Source organism: Pseudomonas sp. Sample_22 (genome assembly GCF_004307635.1).
In the GTDB taxonomy this organism is placed as follows: domain Bacteria; phylum Pseudomonadota; class Gammaproteobacteria; order Pseudomonadales; family Pseudomonadaceae; genus Aquipseudomonas.
Genome location: NZ_RCNY01000044.1, coordinates 1 through 4,120, shown reverse-complemented (window position 1 = coordinate 4,120; position 4,120 = coordinate 1). Strand labels below are relative to the sequence as shown.

Here is a 4,120-nt window from a genome sequence, read left to right as displayed (position 1 = left end):
TCGCCATGCCGCGCTTGTCCGGGAACCACTTGATCAGGGTCGACACCGGCGAGATGTAGCCCAGGCCCAGGCCGATACCGCCAATGACCCCGGAGCCGATCCACATCAGCCAGATCTGGTGCGTGTAGATGCCCAGCGCCGAAATCAACAGACCGCCGCACCAGCACAGCGCCGAAACAACGCCGGCCTTGCGTGGTCCGGCATGCTCGAGCCAGCCGCCCCAGATCGCTGCTGAGCAACCCAGGAAAATGAAGAACAGGGTGTAGATCCAGCCGAGCATCGAGATCGGCCAATCGCATTGCGAGGAAAAAACCTGAGCGATGAAGCTCATGTCCGGCGCACAGGCCAGCGGCTTGCTGAGACCCAGCGCCTTGGACAAGGGCAACCAGAACACCGAAAAGCCGTAGGCCATGCCGATGCAGAGGTGGATGGCCAAGGCGGCCGGTGGCACCAGCCAACGGTTGAAACCGGGCTTGGCGATAATGCGTTCCTTGGACAGGAACGCGGGCTGGTCGGCGTAGCCGTCCGCCGCGATACTCGTGGTCATTGTGTATCCCCCAATTATTAGTATGGTTCGCCAGGTGCTCTTCATCCCCAGCCTTTATGCGCACGCATGACTGTTTTTTTACGATGAAGCTCCATTTTGGTGCGGCATCAAGTCGCAGAAGGACCGACGAACGGGCGAAGGTTACCATTTGCACGTGACAGAAAAACCAAAGTGCTATCAGTTTTTTGTACGTTATCCGATCTCTTGCGTGCAGAAATCGCCTGCCGACGATCGCCAAACGGCCGACTGAACATGCCGCCCGACACTCGGTCCGAGTGATCACTGACCGGTCGTCTCTTTCGGAGCGCTATACTCCCCGGCTAAATTTCGAATTCGACTAACTACAAGGACTCGCCCATGAAAGCGTTCGGCAAAATCCTGGGTCTGGTACTTCTCGGGCTGTTGCTGATCATTGTGGCGCTGGGCTTTGCCCTGACCCACCTCTTCGATCCCAACGACTACAAAGACGAGATTCGCCAGATTGCCCGCGACAAGGCCCACATCGAGCTGACGCTCAATGGCGATATCGGCTGGAGCCTTTTTCCGTGGCTCGGCCTTGAATTGCACGACGCCGGTGTCGCGACCCTGGCCAAGCCCACCGAACCGTTTGCCGACCTGCAGATGCTCGGCCTGTCGGTCCGCGTACTGCCACTGCTGCGCCGCGAAGTGCAGATGAGCGACGTGCGCGTTGAAGGTCTCAATCTACGCCTGAACCGCGACAAGGATGGCCACGGCAACTGGGAAGATATCGGCAAGGTACCAAAGCCTGCGAACCCGGACACCGCACCGGCGACCACCAGCGAACCCGAGCCGCAAACCACCGCACAGGCCGATAAACCGGCCCAGCCGATTCGCCTGGACATTGACAGCCTGACCGTCAACAACGCCCGCGTTGAGTACAACGACGAAAAAACCGGCAAGCAATTCAGCGCCGAAAGCATCCAGCTGAGCACCGGCCCGGTGCATGACTCCACCAACATTCCAGTCAAGCTCACTGCATTCCTCGGCACTAACCAGCCCGTTCTGCGAGTGCGCACCGAGCTCAATGGCGAACTGCGTTTCGAACGTGCTTTGCAGCGCTACAAACTGGAAGACATGAAACTGTCCGGTGAAGTGGCGGGCGATCCACTTCAAGGCAAAACCATGACCTTCGCCGCCCAAGGCCAGTTGTTGCTGGACCGGGCGGCCAATGTCGCCGAGTGGACCGGCATCAGGGTTTCCGCCAATCAGTTGCGTGCGCTGGGTGAGTTGAAGGTCAATGATCTGGACAAGACCCCGCAAGTCAGCGGTGGCCTGTCGGTCGCCCAGTTCGACCTGGCAAAATTCGTCGACAGCATCGGCCAGACATTGCCGGCCATGGGCGAAGGCAGCCTGAGCAAGGTGGAACTGGCTACCCGTCTTGCGGGCACGCCTTCCAGCCTCGTCCTGGACGACATCAACCTGAAAGTCGATGACAGCACCTTCAGCGGCCGCATTGCCGTCGAAGACTTCGCCAAGCAATCGTTGCGTGCAACCCTCAAGGCAGACACTTTCAACGTCGACCGCTATCTGGCGCCGAAGTCGGCCGAAGCCAACAGCACCAAGCAAGTGCGTCAGGCCGAAGTCGCCAGCACCGAAGCCGATGCCATGGCGGGCGCCGGCAGCACACCGCTGCCGCCATCGCCGACCAAAGAAGCCTGGAGCAGCGAGCGCCTGCTGCCGGTGGAACGACTGAGCAAGCTGGATGTGGACGCCGATCTGACTTTTGGCCAGTTGACCCTGGAAAAACTGCCGATCCACAACGCCGTACTCAAGGCCAACGGCCAAGGCGGTTTGCTTACCCTGACCAGCCTGCGCGGTGATTTGTACGAAGGTAACTTCGACGCCAAGGGCACCCTCGATGTGCGCCAGCAAGCGCCCGTGCTGAATTTGCAGACGCAGATCAGCCGCGTTCCGGCGGAAAAAATCCTCGAAAGCCAGGGCAAGAATCCGCCGGTCAAAGGCCTGGTCACGCTCAACAGCAGCCTGACCGGCAGCGGCAACAGCCAGAAAGCGCTGATCGAAACCCTCAACGGCAACGCCAGTTTCGTCATCAACAATGGGGTGTTGCTCAATGCCAACCTCGAGCAGCAATTGTGCAAAGGCATCGCCACGCTCAACCGCAAATCCCTCAGTGGCGAGCCACGGGGCAAGGACACACCGTTCCAGGAGCTCAAGGGCAACCTGAATTTCCGCAACGGCGTGGCCAGCAACCCGGACCTGAAAGTGCGCATCCCGGGCATGACCGTCAACGGTGACGGTGATATCGATCTGCGGGTGCTGGGCATGGACTACCGCGTAGGCATCATTGTCGAAGGCGACAAGAGCGACATGCCGGACCCGGCTTGCCAGGTGGGTGAGAAATTCGTCGGCATCGAGTGGCCGCTGCGCTGCCGTGGCCCGCTGGAACTGGGTGCCAAGGCTTGCCGACTGGACAACGAACGCATGGGACAGGTTGCGAGCAAACTGGCCGGCGAACGCATCAGCGAAAAAATCGACGAGAAGCTGGGCGACAAAGTCAGCCCGGAACTCAAGGATGCGCTCAAGGGGCTGTTCAAGCGATGAGAGCCGAGCAGTTTTCAATGGCGGTGCTGGACTGGTTCGACCGCCACGGCCGTCATGACTTGCCCTGGCAGCAGGACATCAACCCGTATCGGGTGTGGGTCTCGGAAATCATGCTGCAGCAGACCCAGGTCAGCACCGTGCTCAACTACTTCGACCGGTTCATGGCTTCGCTGCCGACAGTCGAAGCCCTGGCCGCTGCGCCGGAAGATGAAGTACTGCACCTGTGGACGGGCCTGGGTTACTACACTCGCGCACGCAATCTGCAGAAGACCGCGAAGATCGTCGTTGAGCAATACGGCGGCGAATTCCCCCGGGATGTGGAAAAACTCACTGATCTGCCGGGCATCGGCCTGTCCACTGCCGGCGCAATCGCCAGCATCAGCATGGGCCTGCGTGCGCCGATCCTCGACGGCAACGTCAAACGCGTACTGGCGCGTTTTACCGCGCAAGAGGGTTACCCGGGCGAGCCGAAGGTCGCAAAACAGCTCTGGGCGAACGCTGAGCGCTTTACGCCACATGATCGGGTCAATGCCTACACCCAGGCGATGATGGACCTCGGCGCGACGCTCTGCACCCGCAGCAAACCCAGCTGCCTGCTGTGTCCACTGGAGAAAGGTTGCGAAGCGCACATGCTCGGCCTGGAAACACGCTACCCGATACCCAAGCCACGCAAAGCCATCCCGCAGAAACGCACGCTGATGCCGATGCTCGCCAACGGCGAAGGCGCGATCCTGCTTTACCGTCGCCCTTCTACCGGTCTGTGGGGCGGTTTGTGGAGCCTGCCGGAACTCGACGACCTCGATGACCTGCAACACTTGGCTTCGCAGCACTCGCTGGAACTGGGCGCACAGCAATCGCTGCCGAGCCTGGTGCACACCTTCAGCCATTTCCAGTTGTCCATCGAACCCTGGCTGGTCCAGGTCCAGGAGGCCGGTCATCACGTGGCCGAGGCCGACTGGCTCTGGTATAACCTCGCCACCCCGCCGCGCC

General features: G+C 60.5%; 3 protein-coding genes. 2 read left to right on the top strand and 1 reads right to left on the bottom strand.

Annotated features, from left to right (window positions below; genetic code table 11):
• Nucleotides 1-547: MFS transporter (locus tag D8U73_RS11005; RefSeq protein WP_130904464.1), on the bottom strand; the 547-nt coding region annotated here is incomplete at its 3' end.
• A 357-nt stretch (nt 548-904) separates the two neighbouring features.
• Here D8U73_RS11005 and D8U73_RS11000 point away from each other — a divergent pair.
• Together D8U73_RS11000 and mutY are read left to right on the top strand one after the other, a co-directional pair.
• Entirely contained in the window at nt 905-3,130 is a 2,226-nt protein-coding gene (locus D8U73_RS11000) for an AsmA family protein (RefSeq protein WP_130904463.1), read from the top strand.
• A partial coding sequence (mutY, locus tag D8U73_RS10995) for an A/G-specific adenine glycosylase (RefSeq protein WP_130904462.1) occupies nt 3,127-4,120 on the top strand: 994 nt, incomplete at its 3' end. The genes D8U73_RS11000 and mutY, both read left to right, overlap by 4 nt.

Excerpts from the sequence above, each read along its gene's own strand:
- D8U73_RS11000 (WP_130904463.1), top strand. The coding sequence starts at position 905 with ATGAAAGCGTTCGGCAAAATCCTGGGTCTGGTACTTCTCGGGCTGTTG.